Below are 16,066 nucleotides of genomic sequence, written 5' to 3'. Positions count from 1 at the left end.
CTCCCGGATCCCGCGTACGGCCTCGTCCGGAGGTGTCCCCCTTGCCCAGCCCGCCCCGGTCCCCGGCGCCGCCGCAGCGCCGCCCGCAGCCGCCCCGCCGTGTGCCGCGCCCGCCCGAGCGGGCGGCGGCGCCCGTCCGGCCGCCCGGGCGGCCCCGCTGGGCCATGCGGGCGGTCACCACCCTGTCGGTCGTGGTGCTCGCCTCCGCCGGGATCGGCCACGCGGTGGTGAGCAGCCTGGACGCGGGCATCGCCCGGATCGACGCCTTCAAGGACATGAAGAACCGGCCCCGGGCCGGGCACGGCATGAACGTGCTGCTGGTCGGCACCGACGGCCGCGACAAGATCGGCGAGCGGGACCGGCGCGCCTTCCGGCTGGGCGGCCAGCCCTGTCACTGCACCGACACCATGATGATCGTGCACATCGCGGAGGACCGGGGGCGGGCCACCGTGGTGAGCCTGCCGCGCGACTCCTACGCCGAGATGCCCGCGCACACCGACCAGAACTCGGGGCGGCGGCACGGCCCGCACCCGGTCCGGCTCAACGCGGCCTACGCCGAGGGCGGGCCGCAGCTGACCATCCGCACGGTCGAGAAGATGACCCACGTGAAGATCGACCACTATCTGGAGGTCGACTTCACCAGCTTCATGCGGACCGTGGACGTGCTCGGCGGGGTGGAGGTCTGCACCCCGACCCCGCTGAAGGACCGGTACACCGGCCTCGACCTCACGCCCGGCACGCACACCCTGCGGGGCGGGCGGGCGCTGCAGTACGTGCGCGCCCGGCACGTCGACGGGGCCAGCGACCTGGGCCGGATGAAGCGGCAGCAGCGGTTCCTGGCCGCGCTGATCGAGAAGACGACCTCCTCCGGGGTGCTGCTGAACCCGATGCGGTTCCGGGACGTGACCCGGGCGGTGCTGGGCTCGGTCCGCGCGGACGCGGGCTTCGGCACCGACGAGCTGCTGGACCTCGGCCGTGCGATGCGGGACTTCTCGCCGTCCTCCTCGGAGTTCACCACGGTGCCCATCGGGCAGCTGGACTACCCGGTCAAGGGCATCGGCTCGACGCTGAAGTGGGACCCGGCGAAGGCGGAGAAGCTGTTCGCCGCGGTGCGCGACGACAAGCCGCTGGCCCAGGACCGCGCGCGCCGCTCCGGGGCGCCGGCCCCGGTGCCGGTGGAGGTGGCACCGGGGACGATCCGGGTGCAGGTGGCGAACGGCACGGGCACGGCGGGGCTCGGCAAGCGGGTCGACGCGGCGCTGGCGGCGACGGGCTTCGCCACCACCCGCCGGCCGGTGACGGCGCCCGCCCGGGTGCCGCGCACGCTGGTCTTCTACGACCCCCGCTGGGACCGCTCGGCCCGTTCCCTGGCCGCGGCCCTGCCGGGCAGCGAACTGCGCGCGGTGCCGGGACAGGGACCGCTGCTGAAGGTGACGGCCGGCGCCGACCTCAAGGACGTCCGCCGGGTGCGGTTCGACGACCCGGGGCGGCCGGAGCAGAACGTGCTGCGCGGCGACGAGGTGGTGTGCTGAGCGCGCTGCGGGACGCTCAGTCCTCGAAGCCCTCCGCCGCCCGCTGTTCGCGCAGCTCGCGGATCGCGCGGCGGCGGGCCAGCCGGTGGGTGCGGCGGATCTGGGCCTCCTGGTAGCGGCGGCGGTCGCGGTCGGTCTCGGGTATGACCGGCGGCACCCGGCGCGGCTTGCCGTCGGCGTCCACCGCGGCGAAGACCAGGTAGGCGGAGCCGACCTGGGTGGGCGGGGCGGACTCGTTCCAGCGCTCGGCGAGGACCCGGACGCCGACCTCCATGGAGGTCCGGCCGGTCCAGTTCACCTGTGCCTTCACGTGGACCAGGTCGCCGACGCGGACCGGCTCCAGGAACGCCATCTCGTCCATGGACGCGGTGACGGCGGGGCCGCCGGAGTGCCGGCCGGCCACGGCGCCCGCGGCGTCGTCGACCAGTTTCATGATCACTCCGCCGTGCACCGTCCCCAGCAGGTTGGTGTCGCTGTGGGTCATGATGTGGCTGAGGGTGGTGCGGGAGGCGGAGGTGGGCTTACCCGGGATCTCCGGTTCCACTTCCGTGGCCTGGTCTGTCATGCCCTCCACCTTATGCCGACGGCGCATTCGCGGAATTTGTGTCGGCTTCGCAACAGCGGGGCCCTGATTTTCCGACAGCCCTTGTCCGGCACACCGCGGCGCCCGGCACACTGGTGCGCATGAATGACTGGCCCGAGGGATGGTCCGACGACAACCGCGGCCCGCGTTACGGACGCGGCAGTGCCGGCGCGCGGCCGGAGAGCGCCCGCGTGATGCGTCAGGTGCGGCGCGGCCCGGCGGTACCGCCCGGTCCGCGCTCGGGGTACGACGGCTCCGGCGCGGCGGCGCCGCCGCACGCGGCCGGTGTGCCGCAGCAGCCGTCGTACGTGGACGGCCAGGGCCACGAGCCGGGGTACGACAGCGGCTACAACACCGGCCAGGTCTACGGCTCCCCCGGCGGCCGCGGCCCGGGCGGTCCGGCGGGCTCCTCCGCCCGCGGCCCGCGGCCCGCGCCCGACTGGCGGCGGCGGATCAAGTGGACGGCGATCACGGTGGCGTCCGTGGTGGTCGTCACGTCGGTCGCGACCTACTTCTGGGCCGACGGCAAGCTGCGCCGCGAAGTGGACCTGTCCAAGGTCATCGAGCGGCCGGAGGGCGGCGACGGCACGAACTACCTGATCGTCGGCTCGGACAGCCGGGAGGGCATGTCCCGGGAGGACGAGAAGAAGCTGCACACCGGCGGCGCCGAGGGCAAGCGCACCGACTCGATGATGATCCTGCACGTCGGCGACAACGGCGACACGCTGATCTCGCTGCCGCGCGACTCGGACGTGGTGGTGCCCTCGTACCAGGGGTCGACGTCCGGGAAGGTCTTCCCGGCGCAGGGCCGGCACGCCAAGCTGAACGCCACCTACGCCGAGGACGGGCCGACGCTGCTGGTCCGCGCGATCGAGGCCAACACCGGTCTGCGTATCGACCACTACGTGGAGATCGGCTTCCAGGGCTTCGCGAGCATCGTGGACGCGGTGGGCGGGGTCGAGATCACCATCGACAAGGGCTTCAAGGACAAGTGGTCCGGCGCCGACTTCGAGGCGGGCAAGCAGACCCTGAACGGTCAGGAGGCCCTCGCCTTCGTGCGCACCCGGCACGCGTTCGCCGCCTCCGACCTCCAGCGCACCAAGAACCAGCAGAAGTTCCTCGCCGCCCTGGCGCACCAGGTGGCGACCCCCTCGACGGTCCTGAACCCCTTCAAGCTCTACCCGACCATGGGCGCGGGCCTGGACTCGCTGATCGTCGACAAGGACATGTCGCTGTGGGACCTGGCGTCGATGTTCTGGGCGATGAAGGGCGTCAGCGGCGGTGACGGCACCTCGATGAACATGCCGATCTCCGGTTCGGTGGGCGGCAACCTGGTCTGGGACAAGGCCAAGGTGAAGACGCTGGTGGACGAGCTGAACAACGACGAGAAGGTCACCGTCTCCGGGAACTAGGCGGCGGGGCCGGGGGCACCCGGCGGGGCGCCCCCGGCCGGAGCGGGGCGGGGCTCACATGTGGCCGGCGCCCGCCATCGCCCGGCAGGTGTCGGCACAGCGGCGGCACGCCTCGGCGCAGCGCATCAGCAGCTGGTCCTCCGGCATGGTGGTACACGCCTCGGCGCACATGTCGCACGCCTTGGCGCACAGCGCGCACATGTCGGTGTGCATGGGCGAGCGGCGCATCATCATGTCGGCGCACATCCGGGTGGTCTCGGAGCAGTCCATGAGCGCCCGCATGATCCGCATCTGCTGCTGGCCGCCCTTCTGCATGCAGGAGCTCATGGTCTCCTCGCAGATGCCGTGGCAGTTCATGCAGGCCTCGATGCACTCCTGCATCTGCCGGGTCAGGGCGGGCATCGCCGGTGACTGGGTCATGGCTCCTCCTGGGGAGGCGGGGGCCCGGGGCGGACCCCGTGTGCTTCCGTCCTACGTCCGGTGCCGCCGCCCCGCATGTCGGCCCCCGCCGCGCCCGCCCCGGCCGGTCTACGGCTTGCGGCCCACCGCGCCGAAGTGGGTGACCTCGGCCGGCTCCGGGTCCCCGGCCGCGGGCCGCCAGCGCGAGCAGGAGACGAGGCCCGGCTCCAGCAGCTCGACCCGGTCGAAGAGCCGGGTCAGTTCGGCGCGGGTGCGCAGGGTCATGGGCGCGGAGCCCTGGCCGTTCCAGTACTCCACGGCCCGGGTCATCGCCTCGCCGTCGACCTCGGTGGTGGGGTGGGAGATCACCAGGAAGCTGCCGGAGGGCACCGCGTCCAGCAGCCGGTGCACGATGGACACGGCCTCGTCGGTGTCCATGACGAAGTTGAGGATGCCGAGCAGGGTGAGGGCGACCGGGCGGTCCAGGTCCAGGGTCCGGGCAGCGCCGCGCAGCAGGGCCTCCGGGTCGTGGACGTCGGCCTCGATGTAGTCCGTGGCGCCCTCGGGGGTGCTGGTCAGCAGCGCGTGGGCGTGGGTGAGGACGAGGGGGTCGTTGTCGGCGTAGACGATCCGGCAGGACGGGTCGACGCGCTGGGCGACCTCGTGGGTGTTGTCGGCGGTGGGCAGTCCGGTGCCGATGTCCAGGAACTGCCGGATCCCCTCGGTGCCGGCCAGGTGCCGCACCGCGCGGGCCAGGAACGCCCGGTCGGCGACGGCCGAGCGGGGCAGCGCCGGGACGAAGCCGAGGATCTGCTCGCCGACCTGCTCGTCCACCGGGTAGTGGTCCTTGCCGCCGAGCCAGTAGTTCCAGATGCGGGCCGAGTGGGAGACGTCGGTGCGCAGCCGGGCCATGCGTGCGACGCCTTCGTCGCCGGTGGTCGCGGTGTGGTCGGACAGGGCCATGGGCGCGGGTCTCCTTCGGAAGTGATCATCGATCGGAACGCGCACCAAAATAAAGAAGAAGGCGCCCGGACGGACGCCTTCCGCACAAACGCGAGACCTCGGGGGTTACGGGAGGTTGCGCGCCATGACGATCCGCTGGACCTGGTTCGTGCCCTCGTAGATCTGGGTGATCTTGGCGTCGCGCATCATGCGCTCCACCGGGTAGTCGCGGGTGTAGCCGTAACCGCCGAGGAGCTGGACGGCGTCGGTGGTGACCTCCATGGCGACGTCCGAGGCGAAGCACTTGGCGGCGGCGCCCAGGTAGGTGAGGTCGGCGTCGCCGCGCTCGGAGGCGGCGGCGGCCTGGTAGGTGAGGGCGCGGGCCGCCGAGATCTTCATGGACATGTCGGCGAGCATGAACTGGATGCCCTGGAAGTCGGCGATCGGCTTGCCGAACTGCTTGCGCTCCTGGACGTAGCCCTTGGCGTAGTCGAGGGCGCCCTGGGCGACGCCGAGGGCCTGGGCGGCGATGGTGATGCGGGTGTGGTCCAGGGTCTTCATGGCCGTCATGAAGCCGGTGCCCTCCTCGCCGATCATGCGGTCGGCGGGGATGCGGACGTTGTCGAAGTAGACCTCGCGGGTCGGGGAGCCCTTGATGCCGAGCTTCTTCTCCGGCGCGCCGAAGGAGACGCCCTCGTCGGACTTCTCGACCACGAAGGCGGAGATGCCCTTGGAGCGCTTCGAGGGGTCCGTCACGGCCATCACCGTGTAGTACTCGGAGACGCCCGCGTTGGTGATCCAGCGCTTGACGCCGTTGAGCACCCAGTGGTCGCCGTCGCGGACGGCCTTGGTCTTCATGCCGGCCGCGTCCGAGCCCGCCTCCGGCTCGGACAGGCAGTACGAGAACATCACGTCGCCCTTGGCCAGCGGGCCCAGGTACTTCTTCTTCAGCTCCTCGGAGCCGGAGAGGATCACCGGGAGCGAGCCCAGCTTGTTCACCGCGGGGATGAGCGAGGAGGAGACGCAGGCGCGGGCCACCTCCTCGATCACGATGACCGTGGCGAGCGCGTCGGCGCCGGAGCCGCCGTACTCCTCGGGGACGTGCACGGCGTGCAGGTCGTTGGCCACCAGGGCGTCGAGGGCCTCCTGCGGGAAGCGGGCCTCCTCGTCCACCGCCGCGGCGTACGGCGCGATCTTCGCCTCGACCAGCGAACGGACGGCGTCCCGGAGCATGTCGTGCTCCTCGGACGGGCGGTACAGGTCGAAGTCAGCCGATCCGGCCACGGCTCTCACGCTCCAAAGACGCAGTGATACTGACGCTAATTACCGTTAAGTAACTCAAATTTTAGAGGTCCCGCCCCCACCCGCCTACGTGAGCTACGCGACAGCGGAAAACTGCCCGGCCACGGGCCCGGATATGCTCGGGCCCGCATGACCGCGCACGACCGACGGACCCGAGCTGGAGCACCCATGAGCCTGAAGATCACCGTGATCGGCACCGGCTACCTCGGCGCCACGCACGCCGCGGCCATGGCCGAGCTGGGCTTCGAGGTGCTGGGCCTGGACGTCGTGCCCGAGAAGATCGCCCTGCTGGAGCGCGGCGAGACCCCGATGTACGAGCCGGGGCTCGAGGAGTTGCTGCGCAGGCACGTCGCCGGGATCGAGGGGTCGACCGGGCGGCTGCGCTTCACCATGGACTGGGCGGAGGCCGGCGCCTTCGGGGACGTGCACTTCGTGTGCGTCAACACCCCGCAGAAGCACGGCGAGTTCGCCTGCGACATGTCCTACGTCGACTCCGCGATCGCCTCCCTCGCCCCGCACCTGCGCGGCCCGGCCCTGGTCGTGGGCAAGTCGACCGTGCCGGTGGGCTCCGCCGAGCGGCTGGCGGCCTACCTCGCCGAGCACGCCCCGGCGGGCGCGGACGCCGAGCTGGCCTGGAACCCGGAGTTCCTGCGCGAGGGATTCGCCGTCGAGGACACCCTGCACCCGGACCGGATCGTGGTCGGCGTGCGCGGCGAGCGCGCCGAGAAGCTGCTGCGCGAGGTGTACGCGACGCCGGTGGCCGACGGCACTCCGTTCGTCGTCACCGACTTCCCGACCGCCGAACTGGTGAAGACGGCCGCGAACTCCTTCCTCGCCACCAAGATCTCCTTCATCAACGCGATGGCGGAGGTGTGCGAGGCGGCCGGCGGCGACGTGGCCGCGCTGGCGGAGGCCATCGGGTACGACGACCGGATCGGCCGCAAGTTCCTGCGCGCCGGGATCGGCTTCGGCGGCGGCTGCCTGCCCAAGGACATCCGGGCGTTCATGGCCCGCGCGGGCGAGCTGGGCGCCGACCAGGCGCTGACCTTCCTGCGCGAGATCGACTCCATCAACATGCGCCGGCGCGGCCAGATGGTGGAGATGGCCCGGGAGGCGCTGGGCGGCGGCTCCTTCCTCGGCAAGCGGGTGGCGGTGCTCGGCGCCACCTTCAAGCCCGACTCGGACGACGTGCGCGACTCGCCCGCGCTGAACGTGGCCGGGCAGATCCACCTCCAGGGCGGCCAGGTGACGGTGTACGACCCGAAGGGCATGGCCAACGCCCGCAAGGTGTTCCCGACCCTCGGCTACGCCGACAGCGCGGAGGAGGCCGTCCGGGGCGCCCATGTCGTGCTGCACCTGACCGAGTGGCGGGAGTTCGGCGAGCTGGACCCGGCGGCGCTCGGCGAGGTCGCGGCGGAGCGGGTCCTGCTCGACGGCCGCAACACCCTCGACCCGCAGCTGTGGCGACGGGCCGGGTGGACGTACCGGGCGATGGGCCGGCCCACGGCTTAGCACCGGGCCGGGTGACCCGGCCGACGCCGGTTCGGCCGAGGCTCAGTCGGCCGAACCGGGGTCTGTGGGCATTCTGCACCACCCCGGCGCGCCTCAGGGGTCCTTCGCGCGGTAGCGGCGCATCTTGGCGCGGGCCCCGCACGTCCGCATCAGGCACCAGCGTCCGCGCCCGGCGGGGCTGCGGTCGTAGTACGCCCAGTGGCAGGTGCCGGACTCGCACGCCTTGAGCCTGGCCCAGGTGCCGGCGACGAGCGCCTCGGCGACGGCGGCGGCGACCCGGGCGAGCAGCGGGCCCTCCTCGGCGGGCGCCAGCCGGGCGGAGCCGTCGCGGTCGTCCACGGCGACGTACAGCGGGGCCCGGGCCAGCAGCGTGCCGAGCGGGGTCACGGCGCGGTGCGGCGGATGGCCGGCGTGGGCGAGCAGCGCGGCCCGCAGCGACTCGCGCAGCTCGCGGGCCTCGTCGAGGCCGTCCTCGGCGATCCCCAGCCGGACGCGGCCCTCCAGGGTGTCCAGCGCGTCGGTGCCCGCCTCCATGTCGAGCGTGTTCACCAGCGACTCGACCAGCGCCAGGCCGCCCGGCGCGGCGGATCTCTCGCTCATGCTTGCGACGTTACCGCTCCTGGGGGAGTATGCGGTCACCGTTACCGGTTACCCGCCTCTACGGGTAACCACGAGGAGGTGGTCATGGCTCTCGCCAAGCTCGACGTCGTGGTGCTGGACTGTCCCGATCCCCGTGCGCTGGCCGGGTTCTACGCCGGTGTGCTGGGCGGCGCGGCGGAGGGGGACGAGGAGTGGGTGACGCTGAAGGTGCCCGGCGGGCCGGACCTGGCCTTCCAGCGGGCGGCCGGGTTCGTGCCGCCCGAGTGGCCGGCGGCGGACCGCTCCCAGCAGTTCCACCTGGACCTGACCGTGCCGGACCTGGACGCGGCCGAGAAGGGCGTGCTGGAGCTGGGCGCCACACCGCTGGACACCGCCGACCGGTCCCGGTCCTTCCGTGTCTACGCCGACCCGGCGGGGCACCCGTTCTGCCTCTGTGCCGGCTGAGTCCGCCCCGAACGAGAAACCGGAGGACACCATGGCGTCCGTGGCCCGTTTCCGCAACGTCGTGCTCGACTGCCCCGACCCGCACGCGCTGGCCGCCTTCTACGCGGCCGTGGCCGGCGGCACCCCGGAGCCGGAGGACGACGACTGGGTCGTGCTCCGGGTGCCGGACGGCCCCCGGATGGCCTTCCAGCGGGCCGAGGGCCACACCCCGCCCGAGTGGCCGCGCGCCGACCACAACGGCCAGCAGCTGCACCTCGACTTCGACGCGGGCCCGACCTGGGCCGACATCGACGCCGCCCACGAACGGGTGCTCGCGCTCGGCGCCCGCCCGCTGGACCTGGAGGACCGCGAGAAGAAGGACTTCCAGGTGTACGCCGACCCGGCCGGGCATCCGTTCTGCCTGTGCCGGATCGAGCGGTCGTAGGGCGGCCGCGGGGGGCCGGGGGCCCTAGGGCGGATCCAGATCGGTCATCCGCGGTGCCGGGGCCTCCCGGCGGTGCTGGGCGGCCCGGGCCGTGAAGTCCGCGCCGCGCAGCACCCGCTGGACGTTTCCCCAGGTCAGCAGGGACAGCTCGGTCTCGGACCAGCCGCGCCTGAGCAGCTCGGCGATCAGGTGCGGGTAGCGGGAGGCGTCCGCGAGTTCGCGGGGGTGGGCGGCTCCGGAGTCGTAGGTGCCGGACAGGCCGACGCACTCGGGACCGGCCACGTCGCGGACGTGGTCGAGGTGGTCGGCGACGTCCGGGACGCCCGGGCCGGTCTGCTCGGCGGTCAGCGGCACCATGCACAGGCCCTTCGCCCCGCCGAGGGCGGCCAGCAGGTCGTCGGGCAGATTGGCCGGGTGCGCTCGCAGGGCATGGGCGGCCGAGCGGGTGCACAGCACCGGGGCCTTGGACAGGGCGAGGGTGCGCCGGACGGTGGCCGGCGGGGCGCCGGTGACGTCGGCGAGCACGCCGAGCCGGTTCATCTCGCGCACCACCTCCTCCCCGAACCGGGTGAGCCCGTCCTCCCCGGCCCACGCGGTGCCCGCGAGGGTGAGGACGCGCACACCGAGGGCCTGGAGCACGCGCAGGACGGCGAGGGAGCCGTCCAGCGCGGCACCGTGCGCGGGGCCCAGCACCACGGCGATCCGGCCGCGGTTGCGGGCGTCGATGACCTGCCCGGCGGTCCGCACCAGCCGCAGCCCCTCGGGATGCGCCTCCACGACCGAGCGCACCAGGTCCAGCTGTTCCAGGGTCGCCGCCACCGGGCGCTCGCCGGCCGGCTCCTCGGGCAGGTGCAGCGACCAGAACAGCGCGCCGACGTGCCCGGCCCGCATCCGGGGCACGTCCGTGTCGACGGCGGCCTCGCCGAGCTGGAGGTCGTGGCCGGGCAGATGGCGCAGGGCCCAGGACAGGCCGCTGTAGCCGTCGGCGACCGGGTGCCCGGCGAGCAGGGCGCGGGCCCGCTCCAGCAGCTCCCCGGCCGGCCGGAGGAACGGGTCGTCCGGCAGGCCGTCGTCCTCGCCGACCTCGGTCGTGCGGGGGATGTCGTCCTGGAGGTCGGCCATGGCGGGCTCCGTACGTCCTCGTCGCCTACGGCGTGCTGTGGCTGGCGTACCGACACGGTCGCACGGAGCGCGGAAGACCTCCTGGTGGGCGAGGCGTTCGGGGGTAACCCGGTCAGCTCCCGCCCGGTGTGCCGTCCAGCTCCCCGATGGTGGCGAGGGACGGGCCGCGGGTGGCCCGGAGGTCGCGGGCGACGTCCTCGGCCGCGCCCAGCACCCGTACCGCGTTGCGCCAGGTCAGCTTGGCGAGGTCGGTGCGGGACCAGCCGCGGTCCAGCAGCTCGGCGAGGAGGTTGGGGTAGCCGGACACGTCGTCCAGGCCGTCCGGGGTGAACGCGGTGCCGTCGTAGTCGCCGCCGATGCCCAGGTGGTCGATGCCGGCCACCTCGCGCATGTGGTCCAGGTGGTCGGCCACCGTGGACACCGTGGCGACCGGGCGCGGGTGGCGCTCCTCGAACGCGCGGTGCAGCCGCATCGCCTCGGGGCTGGTGTCCAGGTGGTGCAGCCCGTGGGCGCGCAGGTTCTCGTCGGCGGCGGCCGTCCAGTCGACGGCGGCCTGGAGCACGAACTTGGGCACGAACGTCACCATCGCCACGCCGCCGTTGGCGGGCAGCCGCTCCAGGACGTCGTCGGGGATGTTGCGCGGGTGGTCGCAGACCGCGCGGGCGGAGGAGTGCGAGAAGATCACCGGCGCGGCGGCGGCGTCCAGCGCGTCCCGCATGGTCGTGGCCGCCACGTGCGAGAGGTCGACCAGCATGCCGAGCCGGTTCATCTCCCGGACCACCTCGCGGCCGAAGGCGGTCAGGCCCTGGGCCCTCGGCTCGTCGGTCGCGGAGTCCGCCCAGTCCACGTTGGAGTTGTGGGTGAGGGTCATGTAGCGCACGCCGAGCGCGTACAGGGCGCGCAGGGTGCCGAGGGAGTTGGCGATGGAGTGGCCGCCCTCGGCGCCCATGAGGGAGGCGATCCGGCCCTCGGCGCGGGCCGCCTCCAGGTCGGCCGCGGTCCGTGCCGGCGCCAGGTCCGCCGGGTAGCGCTCCAGCATCCGCCGGACGCAGTCGATCTGCTCCAGGGTGGCCGCGACCGGCTCGGGCTGCTCGGCCGGCACGTACACCGACCAGTACTGGGCGCCGACGCCGCCCGCGCGCAGCCGCGGCAGGTCGGTGTGCAGCCGGTCGCGGCGGTCCCCGGCGATGTCCAGGGCGTCGAGGTCGTAGCGGACCTGCTCGCGCAGCGCCCACGGCAGGTCGTTGTGGCCGTCGACGACCGGGAACTCGCGCAGCAGTTCCCGGGCCTCCTCCAGCGCGCCCATGCCGGTCACTTCCCGAAGCCGAAGCCGCTCGCGCCCTCGGCCTTGGCGCGCAGCCGCTTGCCCTTCTCGGTGGCCTGGTCGTTCAGCTCCTGCTGGAAGTCGCGCATCCGGTGCAGCAGCTCCTCGTCGTGCGCGGCGAGCATCCGGGCCGCGAGCAGCCCGGCGTTGCGGGCACCGGCGACGGAGACCGTGGCGACCGGGACGCCGGCCGGCATCTGCACGATGGACAGCAGGGAGTCCATGCCGTCCAGGTACTTCAGCGGCACGGGCACGCCGATGACCGGCAGCGGGGTGACGGAGGCGAGCATGCCGGGCAGGTGGGCGGCGCCGCCGGCGCCCGCGATGATCGCCTTCAGCCCGCGGTCGGCGGCCTGCTCGCCGTAGGTGATCATCTCGCGGGGCATGCGGTGCGCGGAGACGACGTCGACCTCGTAGGCGATCTCGAACTCGTCCAGGGCCTTCGCGGCGGCCTCCATGACGGGCCAGTCCGAGTCGGACCCCATGACGATGCCCACCAGAGGGGAGGTGCGGGGGCTCATTCGGTGATCGTGCCTCTCAGGTAGCCGGCTGCGTGACGGGCGCGTTCCAGCACGTCGTCCAGGTCGTCGCCGTAGGTGTTGACGTGTCCGACCTTGCGGCCGGGCTTCACGTCCTTGCCGTACATGTGGATCTTGAGCTTGGGGTCGCGGGCCATGCAGTGCAAGTACGCGGAGTACATGTCGGGGTAGTCGCCGCCCAGGACGTTGACCATGACCGTCCACGGGGCGCGCGGGCGGGGGTCGCCCAGCGGCAGGTCCAGGACCGCGCGGACGTGGTTGGCGAACTGGGAGGTGATCGCGCCGTCCATGGACCAGTGGCCGGAGTTGTGCGGGCGCATCGCGAGTTCGTTGACCAGGATGCGGCCGTCGCGGGTCTGGAACAGCTCGACGGCGAGGTGGCCGACGACGTCCAGCTCCTTGGCGATGGTCAGGGCGAGCCGCTCGGCGTGCAGGGCCAGGTCCTCGGACAGGTCCGGGGCGGGTGCGATCACGGTGTCGCAGACGCCGTTCACCTGCCGGGACTCCACGACCGGGTAGGCGACGGCCTGGCCGTGCGGGGAGCGGACGACGTTGGCGGCCAGCTCGCGGACGTAGTCGACCTTCTCCTCGGCGAGGACGGGGACGCCGGCGCGGAACGGCTCGGCCGCCTCCCCGGCGTTCTCCACGACCCACACGCCCTTGCCGTCGTAGCCGCCGCGGACCGTCTTGAGGACGACGGGGAAGCCCTCGCCCTCCTCCGCGAACCTGACCACGTCCTGCGGGTCGGCCACGATCCGGTGCCGGGGGCACGGGATGCCGATCGCGTCGAGCCTCGCGCGCATCACGCCCTTGTCCTGGGCGTGCACCAGCGCGTCGGGCCCCGGACGGACGGGGATGCCGTCTGCCTCGAGAGCCCGGAGGTGCTCGGTCGGTACGTGTTCGTGATCGAAGGTGATCACATCGCACCCGCGCGCGAATTCCCGCAGGGTGTCGAGGTCGCGGTAGTCGCCGATGACGACATCGCTCACGACCTGCGCCGCGGAATCCTGAGGGGTGTCACTGAGAAGCTTGAACCTGATGCCCAACGGGATGCCCGCCTCGTGCGTCATACGCGCGAGCTGCCCCCCGCCGACCATGCCGACTACCGGGAACGTCACGCCCCTAGCGTATCGGCCATCCGGGGCGGCCGGATCGCCTCCCTCCGCCGAACTCTTACCCGGCGCTTTCCCGCCTCTTTCCGGCCCGTTTCCCGGGCCTGGCCCGGTCCCCGGGCGGCGGAGGGCCCGCACGGCTAGCATGGCGGGGTTGACGAACCCTACCGACGGGAGCTGCACAGCCATGGAACCTCGTTCCTCGGGGGTGCAACGGCTCGTACGCGAGTTGATCAGATTCGGCGCCGTCGGCGGGGCCGGGGTGCTGGTCAACCTCGGTGTGTTCAACCTGGTCCGGCACGCCTCGGACCTGCCGGTGGTGCGCGCCAGCGTCATCGCGACCATCGTGGCCATCGTCTTCAACTACGTCGGTTTCCGCTACTGGACCTACCGGGACCGCGACAAGAGCGGGCGCACCCGGGAGCTGACGCTGTTCCTGCTGTTCAGCGCGGCCGGCCTGGTGATCGAGAACGGCCTGCTGTACCTGGCGACGTACGGCTTCGGCTGGGACACCCCGCTGCAGAGCAACGTCTTCAAGTTCGTCGGCATCGGCGTGGCGACGCTGTTCCGGTTCTGGTCGTACCGCACCTGGGTGTTCCGGACGCTGCCGGCCGCGGAGGCCGTGGCGGGTGCCGAATCGATTCTGAAGCAGGAGCCGCGGCGGCCCGCGCCCCGGCAGCGGGTTCCGTAACGCTGCCCGGGGCCGGCCGCCCGACCGGCTTGCCCGGAGTTCCCGGCGCCCGTCAGCGGACCGTCGGCTCGTCCTCCTCCGCCTTGCGCGCCGGGGGCGTGCGGGAGAGGAACAGGCCGAAGACCGGGGGCTGCGCCTGGAGCAGCTCCAGCCGGCCGCCGTCGGCCTCCGCGAGGTCCCGCGCCACGGCCAGGCCGATCCCCGTGGAGTTCCGCCCGCTGATCGTCCGCTCGAAGATCCGCGCGCCGAGGTCGGCCGGCACCCCCGGCCCCTCGTCGGTCACCTCGATCACGACCTGGTTGCCGGTGACCCGGGTGCGCAGCGCGACCGTGCCGCCGCCGTGCATCAGCGAGTTCTCGATCAGCGCGGCCAGCACCTGGGCGACCGCGCCCGGCGTGCCCACCGCCGTCAGGTGCCGCTTGCCGGAGCTGACGACGGCCCGGCCGGCGCTGCGGTAGGCGGGCCGCCACTCGGCGAGCTGCTGCTGGATGACCTCGTCCAGGTCGAAGGCGACCGCGGAGCCGGTGCGCGGGTCGCGCGAGTTGGTCAGCAGCCGCTCCACCACGTCGGTCAGCCGCTCCACCTGCGTCAGCGCGATGGTGGCCTCCTCCTTCACCGTCTCCGGGTCGTCGGTGAGGGTGATCTCCTCCAGCCGCATGGACAGGGCGGTGAGCGGGGTGCGCAGCTGGTGCGAGGCGTCGGCCGCGAGACGCCGCTCGGCGGTCAGCATGCGCGCGATCCGCTCCGCGGAGGAGTCCAGCACGTCGGCGACCCGGTCCAGCTCGGGCACGCCGTACCGCCGGTGCCTCGGGCGCGGGTCGCCGGAACCGAGGCGCTCGGCGGTCTCGGCGAGGTCGGTCAGCGGGGAGGCGAGGCGGTTCGCCTGGCGCAGGGCGAGCAGCACGGCCGCGACCACCGCGAGCAGCGCGACCAGCCCGATGATCAGCAGGGTCCGGCCGACCTCGCGGGTCACCGCGGAGCGGGGCTCCTGCACGGTGACCGTCTCGCCCTCCTCGCCCCGCTGCGTGAAGTGGATGGTGTCGCCCTCGGGCTTGTTGCCGATCTCTATGGGCTTCTTGCCGGGCATGCGGATGACCGCGTACTGGTCCTCGCTGACCGGGTTGCGCAGCACGTGCGCGTTGACGTTCTCCGCGGCGAGGATCCGGCTGTCCACGATGCTGGCCAGCCGCATCGCCTCCGACTCCACCCGCTCCTGGGCGCTGTTGCCGATGGTCCGGGTCTCGACGATGACGAGCGAGACGCCGAAGACGGCGATCACCACCAGCACGACGGCGAGGGTGGACTGGATGAGACGTCGACGCATGGTCCGTTACCTGAGGTGATCGCCGGTCCGGCTCAGCTCTTCTCGAAGCGGAAGCCCACGCCGCGCACGGTGGCGATGTAGCGGGGGTTCGCCGCGTCGTCGCCGAGCTTCTTGCGGAGCCAGGAGATGTGCATGTCGAGGGTCTTGGTGGAGGACCACCAGGTGGTGTCCCAGACCTCGCGCATCAGCTGGTCGCGGGTGACCACGCGGCCGGCGTCGCGCACCAGCACCCGCAGCAGGTCGAACTCCTTGGCGGTCAGCTGGAGCTCCTCGTCGCCCATCCACGCGCGGTGCGACTCGACGTCGATGCGCACCCCGTGGGTGGCCGGCGGCTGCTGCGGCTCGGCGGACCCGCGCCGGAGCAGCGCCCGCACCCGGGCGAGCAGTTCGGCGAGCCGGAAGGGCTTGGTGACGTAGTCGTCGGCGCCCGCGTCGAGGCCGACGACGGTGTCCACCTCGTCGGCCCGCGCGGTCAGGATGAGGATCGGCACGGCGTGGCCGTCGGCCCGCAGCCGGCGGGCGACCTCCAGGCCGTCCATGCCGGGCAGGCCCAGGTCCAGCACGACCAGGTCGACGCCGCCCTGCATTCCGGCGTCGAGTGCGGCGGGTCCGTCCTCGCGCACCTCGACCTCGTAACCTTCCCGGCGCAGGGCGCGGGCCAGCGGCTCCGAGATGGACGCGTCGTCCTCGGCGAGCAGTACACGGGTCATGAGGTGATGGTAGTCCGCCCGTGTACGGTGCCGGGGCGTGATCGCTCCCCCCGCTTCTTACCTTCGCGCTCCACTGGTACGAACCATTGACCTG

General features: G+C 72.8%; 17 protein-coding genes. 6 read left to right on the top strand and 11 right to left on the bottom strand.

From position 1 onward, the window contains the following. Window positions 1-41: 41 nt before the first annotated feature. On the top strand, window positions 42-1,532 hold the full coding sequence (locus ACZ63H_RS21380; RefSeq protein WP_469867248.1) for an LCP family protein: 1,491 nt from the start codon (window positions 42-44) through the stop codon (window positions 1,530-1,532). A 16-nt stretch (window positions 1,533-1,548) separates the two neighbouring features. Here ACZ63H_RS21380 and ACZ63H_RS21375 read toward each other — a convergent pair whose 3' ends face one another. Next, window positions 1,549-2,124 carry an acyl-CoA thioesterase gene (locus tag ACZ63H_RS21375; RefSeq protein WP_189991928.1) on the bottom strand — a complete coding sequence of 192 codons (576 nt, stop codon included), beginning with the start codon at window positions 2,122-2,124 and terminating at the stop codon, window positions 1,549-1,551. A gap of 92 nt (window positions 2,125-2,216) precedes the next feature. Here ACZ63H_RS21375 and ACZ63H_RS21370 point away from each other — a divergent pair, with 92 nt between their 5' ends. Then, on the top strand, window positions 2,217-3,527 hold the full coding sequence (locus ACZ63H_RS21370) for an LCP family protein (protein WP_469867246.1): 1,311 nt from the start codon (window positions 2,217-2,219) through the stop codon (window positions 3,525-3,527). Window positions 3,528-3,581: 54 nt separating this feature from the next. On the opposite strand, the gene ACZ63H_RS21365 is transcribed toward ACZ63H_RS21370, so the two are convergent. The 3 genes from ACZ63H_RS21365 to ACZ63H_RS21355 form a co-directional block, all read right to left on the bottom strand. Further along, on the bottom strand, window positions 3,582-3,947 hold the full coding sequence (locus ACZ63H_RS21365) for a four-helix bundle copper-binding protein (RefSeq protein WP_469867244.1): 366 nt from the start codon (window positions 3,945-3,947) through the stop codon (window positions 3,582-3,584). Window positions 3,948-4,055: 108 nt separating this feature from the next. Then, window positions 4,056-4,838 carry an SAM-dependent methyltransferase gene (locus ACZ63H_RS21360; RefSeq protein ID WP_469867292.1) on the bottom strand — a complete coding sequence of 261 codons (783 nt, stop codon included), beginning with the start codon at window positions 4,836-4,838 and terminating at the stop codon, window positions 4,056-4,058. A 156-nt stretch (window positions 4,839-4,994) separates the two neighbouring features. After that, window positions 4,995-6,161 carry an acyl-CoA dehydrogenase gene (locus tag ACZ63H_RS21355; RefSeq protein WP_469867242.1) on the bottom strand — a complete coding sequence of 389 codons (1,167 nt, stop codon included), beginning with the start codon at window positions 6,159-6,161 and terminating at the stop codon, window positions 4,995-4,997. A 177-nt stretch (window positions 6,162-6,338) separates the two neighbouring features. Here ACZ63H_RS21355 and ACZ63H_RS21350 point away from each other — a divergent pair, with 177 nt between their 5' ends. After that, window positions 6,339-7,682 carry a UDP-glucose dehydrogenase family protein gene (locus tag ACZ63H_RS21350; protein ID WP_469867240.1) on the top strand — a complete coding sequence of 448 codons (1,344 nt, stop codon included), beginning with the start codon at window positions 6,339-6,341 and terminating at the stop codon, window positions 7,680-7,682. A gap of 93 nt (window positions 7,683-7,775) precedes the next feature. On the opposite strand, the gene ACZ63H_RS21345 is transcribed toward ACZ63H_RS21350, so the two are convergent. Further along, the gene (locus tag ACZ63H_RS21345; RefSeq protein WP_469867239.1) at window positions 7,776-8,282 is read right to left on the bottom strand and encodes a CGNR zinc finger domain-containing protein; all 507 of its coding nucleotides are present in this window, start codon (window positions 8,280-8,282) and stop codon (window positions 7,776-7,778) included. An 84-nt stretch (window positions 8,283-8,366) separates the two neighbouring features. On the opposite strand from ACZ63H_RS21345, the gene ACZ63H_RS21340 reads away from it, so the two are divergent. Both ACZ63H_RS21340 and ACZ63H_RS21335 read left to right on the top strand, forming a co-directional pair. Beyond that, a complete protein-coding gene (locus tag ACZ63H_RS21340; protein ID WP_469867237.1) occupies window positions 8,367-8,726 on the top strand; it encodes a VOC family protein in 360 nt (119 codons plus the stop codon). Window positions 8,727-8,757: 31 nt separating this feature from the next. Beyond that, window positions 8,758-9,150, top strand: a complete 393-nt coding sequence (locus ACZ63H_RS21335; RefSeq protein ID WP_469867290.1) for a VOC family protein — start codon at window positions 8,758-8,760, stop codon at window positions 9,148-9,150. Between the two features lie 24 nt (window positions 9,151-9,174). Here ACZ63H_RS21335 and ACZ63H_RS21330 read toward each other — a convergent pair whose 3' ends face one another. The 4 genes from ACZ63H_RS21330 to ACZ63H_RS21315 form a co-directional block, all read right to left on the bottom strand. Then, the gene (locus tag ACZ63H_RS21330) at window positions 9,175-10,272 is read right to left on the bottom strand and encodes a dipeptidase (protein ID WP_469867236.1); all 1,098 of its coding nucleotides are present in this window, start codon (window positions 10,270-10,272) and stop codon (window positions 9,175-9,177) included. Window positions 10,273-10,384: 112 nt separating this feature from the next. Then, window positions 10,385-11,578, bottom strand: coding sequence for a dipeptidase (locus ACZ63H_RS21325; RefSeq protein ID WP_469867288.1), 1,194 nt, complete (start codon window positions 11,576-11,578; stop codon window positions 10,385-10,387). A 5-nt stretch (window positions 11,579-11,583) separates the two neighbouring features. Beyond that, window positions 11,584-12,117, bottom strand: coding sequence for a 5-(carboxyamino)imidazole ribonucleotide mutase (purE, locus tag ACZ63H_RS21320; RefSeq protein WP_467942844.1), 534 nt, complete (start codon window positions 12,115-12,117; stop codon window positions 11,584-11,586). After that, on the bottom strand, window positions 12,114-13,253 hold the full coding sequence (locus ACZ63H_RS21315; protein WP_469867234.1) for a 5-(carboxyamino)imidazole ribonucleotide synthase: 1,140 nt from the start codon (window positions 13,251-13,253) through the stop codon (window positions 12,114-12,116). The genes purE and ACZ63H_RS21315 overlap by 4 nt, the downstream gene beginning before the upstream one ends. A 181-nt stretch (window positions 13,254-13,434) precedes the next feature. On the opposite strand from ACZ63H_RS21315, the gene ACZ63H_RS21310 reads away from it, so the two are divergent. Then, on the top strand, window positions 13,435-13,938 hold the full coding sequence (locus tag ACZ63H_RS21310; protein WP_469867232.1) for a GtrA family protein: 504 nt from the start codon (window positions 13,435-13,437) through the stop codon (window positions 13,936-13,938). Window positions 13,939-13,990: 52 nt separating this feature from the next. On the opposite strand, the gene ACZ63H_RS21305 is transcribed toward ACZ63H_RS21310, so the two are convergent. Then, on the bottom strand, window positions 13,991-15,262 hold the full coding sequence (locus ACZ63H_RS21305; RefSeq protein WP_469867230.1) for an ATP-binding protein: 1,272 nt from the start codon (window positions 15,260-15,262) through the stop codon (window positions 13,991-13,993). A gap of 32 nt (window positions 15,263-15,294) precedes the next feature. Then, a complete protein-coding gene (locus ACZ63H_RS21300) occupies window positions 15,295-15,972 on the bottom strand; it encodes a response regulator transcription factor (RefSeq protein ID WP_469867228.1) in 678 nt (225 codons plus the stop codon). Window positions 15,973-16,066 lie beyond the last annotated feature (94 nt).

The sequence above is a fragment of the Streptomyces sp. NPDC104831 genome (assembly GCF_055583025.1).
This window is presented reverse-complemented; position numbering and strand designations above follow the sequence as displayed.

Coding starts and splice junctions, on each gene's coding strand:
- ACZ63H_RS21375 (WP_189991928.1), bottom strand. CDS start 2,124: ATGCGCCGTCGGCATAAGGTGGAGGGCATGACAGACCAGGCCACGGAA.
- ACZ63H_RS21370 (WP_469867246.1), top strand. CDS start 2,217: ATGAATGACTGGCCCGAGGGATGGTCCGACGACAACCGCGGCCCGCGT.
- ACZ63H_RS21365 (WP_469867244.1), bottom strand. CDS start 3,947: ATGACCCAGTCACCGGCGATGCCCGCCCTGACCCGGCAGATGCAGGAG.
- ACZ63H_RS21360 (WP_469867292.1), bottom strand. CDS start 4,838: ATGGCCCGGCTGCGCACCGACGTCTCCCACTCGGCCCGCATCTGGAAC.
- ACZ63H_RS21350 (WP_469867240.1), top strand. CDS start 6,339: ATGAGCCTGAAGATCACCGTGATCGGCACCGGCTACCTCGGCGCCACG.
- ACZ63H_RS21345 (WP_469867239.1), bottom strand. CDS start 8,282: ATGAGCGAGAGATCCGCCGCGCCGGGCGGCCTGGCGCTGGTCGAGTCG.
- ACZ63H_RS21340 (WP_469867237.1), top strand. CDS start 8,367: ATGGCTCTCGCCAAGCTCGACGTCGTGGTGCTGGACTGTCCCGATCCC.
- ACZ63H_RS21335 (WP_469867290.1), top strand. CDS start 8,758: ATGGCGTCCGTGGCCCGTTTCCGCAACGTCGTGCTCGACTGCCCCGAC.
- ACZ63H_RS21330 (WP_469867236.1), bottom strand. CDS start 10,272: ATGGCCGACCTCCAGGACGACATCCCCCGCACGACCGAGGTCGGCGAG.
- ACZ63H_RS21325 (WP_469867288.1), bottom strand. CDS start 11,578: ATGGGCGCGCTGGAGGAGGCCCGGGAACTGCTGCGCGAGTTCCCGGTC.
- purE (WP_467942844.1), bottom strand. CDS start 12,117: ATGAGCCCCCGCACCTCCCCTCTGGTGGGCATCGTCATGGGGTCCGAC.
- ACZ63H_RS21310 (WP_469867232.1), top strand. CDS start 13,435: ATGGAACCTCGTTCCTCGGGGGTGCAACGGCTCGTACGCGAGTTGATC.
- ACZ63H_RS21305 (WP_469867230.1), bottom strand. CDS start 15,262: ATGCGTCGACGTCTCATCCAGTCCACCCTCGCCGTCGTGCTGGTGGTG.
- ACZ63H_RS21300 (WP_469867228.1), bottom strand. CDS start 15,972: ATGACCCGTGTACTGCTCGCCGAGGACGACGCGTCCATCTCGGAGCCG.